This is a genomic window from Streptomyces sp. NPDC005423 (assembly GCF_040606415.1).
Lineage (GTDB): Bacteria > Actinomycetota > Actinomycetes > Streptomycetales > Streptomycetaceae > Streptomyces.
In genome coordinates this window covers 1-1,688 of sequence record NZ_JBEXET010000109.1, presented here as the reverse complement: position 1 = coordinate 1,688, position 1,688 = coordinate 1, and the positions used below count along the sequence as shown (strand labels likewise).

The 1,688-nt window shown below is 68.1% G+C and carries 2 protein-coding genes; one reads left to right on the top strand and one right to left on the bottom strand.

What is annotated here, in order from left to right; translation table 11 throughout:
* The first annotated feature begins 283 nt into the window (after positions 1–283).
* A complete protein-coding gene (locus ABZT12_RS39300) occupies positions 284–1,090 on the top strand; it encodes an IS5 family transposase (RefSeq protein WP_356394665.1) in 807 nt (268 codons plus the stop codon).
* Here the strand turns inward: ABZT12_RS39300 and ABZT12_RS39295 are convergent.
* Entirely contained in the window at positions 1,032–1,556 is a 525-nt protein-coding gene (locus tag ABZT12_RS39295) for a hypothetical protein (protein ID WP_356394662.1), read from the bottom strand. The genes ABZT12_RS39300 and ABZT12_RS39295 overlap by 59 nt on opposite strands.
* Positions 1,557–1,688: the final 132 nt, after the last annotated feature.

Genomic DNA, 1,688 nt, shown 5'->3' with positions numbered 1-1,688 from the left:
AGAAGCCGTCCTCTTACCGGTCTTGGAGTGTGTCGGTCGGACGGGCTTTCGAGGTCGGCGTCCGGATCGGGTGATCTTCGTTTGATGCAGGCATGAAGACAGGGCCTTCTGGTAGTTCGGGGTTGCGAAACGAACCGAACTGTCCCAGGAGGCCCTGTTGTCACAGTTGTACGTCGCCGTGTCCGGTGAGTTCAACTCGGCCGTCGTGTCGTGCGATTGCCTCGCTCACCGGTTCGGGAATGCCTCTGATCAGCCCGAACGGGTGCCCGCCTACAACTCGGACATGACGGACGCCGAGTGGGCCGTGGTACGGGAGATGCTGCCGGTGCCCGGCTGGATGCGGGGCAAGGGTGGTCAGCCCGAGGGCTACTGCCACCGGCAGATACTCGATGCGATTCGCTATCTGGTCGACAACGGCATCAAGTGGCGCTCGATGCCGGTGGACTTCCCCTGCTGGAAGCGGGTGTACGCGTTCTTCGCCCGCTGGCGCGACATCCAGCTGGTCAAGGAGTTCCACGACCGGCTGCGCGCCAGGACCCGGGAGGCGGCCGGGCGGGACGCCGAACCGTCGGCGGGGATCATCGACGCACAGTCGGTGAAGGCGGCCGCGAACGTCCCCGCGGCGAGCCGGGGGTTCGACGGTGGGAAACTGATCAACGGGCGTCGCCGGCACCTGGTCACCGATTGCATCGGTCTGGTCCTGGACGTGCTGGTCACCCCGGCGAGTACCGGGGAGCGGGATGCAGCCCGGATCCTGCTGCCCCGGCTGCGGGCCCGGTTCTCCCGGCTGAAGCTGATCTGGGCCGACGGCGGTTACACCGGGTCGCTGGTCACCTGGGCCGCCACCGTGCTGAACCTGGTGCTGCAGGTCGTCAAGCGCACCGACGACATCAAGGGGTTCGTAGTGCTCCCGCGACGTTGGGTGGTGGAGCGCACGCTGGGATGGCTGATGCGCTCACGCCGGCTGGCTCGCGACTACGAAACCCGCGCGGACAGCGCCGAGGCGATGATCCTGTTCTCGATGACCATGGTCATGAGCCGTCGCCTCGCACGCCGTCGGCGAGCCGGAACCGTCCCCGCACGTCCTTGACCAGCCAGCCCCGCGCCACCAGGCGGTTCGCCTTCGAACGCACACCCTCGACCTTCGCCGCCGTCTCGTCGAGGCCCAGCACACCGGCGATCTCCTTGCAGACCAACGCCTCGTCCTCGCCGTTGCGTTCCCGGTCGGACAGAACCGTCATGATCCGCTGGTAGTCCACCGACAACGCCGGGACGCCCAGTCCCTCACGCCAGACCGGCACCACCGAACCAGCCACCACCGGGCCGGCCGCGGGCCCCGGCACCACCACCTGCCCGCCGGAAGGCTCCGGCACCTCGGGCTCGCCAGGCGGGGCGAGCACCTCCTCCAGCGTCTCCCGCGTGATCACGAAGCGTTCCCACGCGAGCTCCGCGTCCCGCAGCGCGGCCAGCACCCGATCCGCCTCCTCCCGCAGCGATTCCACCCGCTGCCGGGCCCCCAGCTCCCGCTCCTCCAGCAACCCCATCACCGACGGCACCCGACACCTCCGCAACCACGACGACCACGACGACCATGACGACCATGACGCACCGAGCCTTCCGCAGAATCCCGGAGACCATGCCTGACCAGCGGAAAGTCAGCGATCAAGTTCGGTAAGGGGACGGCTTCT

Excerpts from the sequence above, each read along its gene's own strand:
- ABZT12_RS39300 (WP_356394665.1), top strand. The coding sequence starts at position 284 with ATGACGGACGCCGAGTGGGCCGTGGTACGGGAGATGCTGCCGGTGCCC.